General features: G+C 77.4%; 1 pseudogene. It reads right to left on the bottom strand.

Going from position 1 to position 390, the window contains the following annotated elements:
* Window positions 1-125: 125 nt before the first annotated feature.
* Window positions 126-390: pseudogene (locus G3I56_RS42995) on the bottom strand (malate dehydrogenase); the annotation flags it as partial.

Below are 390 nucleotides of genomic sequence, written 5' to 3'. Positions count from 1 at the left end.
CGCGGCGCCGTCCACCGCGCGGGCCTGCACCGCGACGACCAGCGCGTCGCCGTACCGACCACCGACGCGCGTGCGCGACGCCCCCGGACGCACCCGGATCGCGACGCGCACGCCCGTCCCGCCGGTCAGACCAGGCCGAGCGCGCGCACGGCCTCGCGCTCCTCCACCAGCTCGGCGACCGACGCGTCGACGCGCTCGCGCGAGAACGCGTCGAGCTCGAGCCCCGGCACGATCGTGTACGCGCCGCCCGCGGCGGTGACCGGGAACGACGAGATGAGCCCCTCGGGCACGCCGTACGAGCCGTCCGACACGACACCGGCGGACGTCCAGTCCCCCTCGGCGGTGCCGTGCACCCACGTGTGCACGTGGTCGACGGCCGCGTTCGCCGCC

It is taken from the genome of Streptomyces sp. SID12488 (assembly GCF_010548275.1).
In the GTDB taxonomy this organism is placed as follows: Bacteria; Actinomycetota; Actinomycetes; order Streptomycetales; family Streptomycetaceae; genus Streptomyces.
The sequence above is the reverse complement of the archived record's forward strand: the minus strand, read 5'-3'. Positions and strand labels throughout refer to the sequence as shown.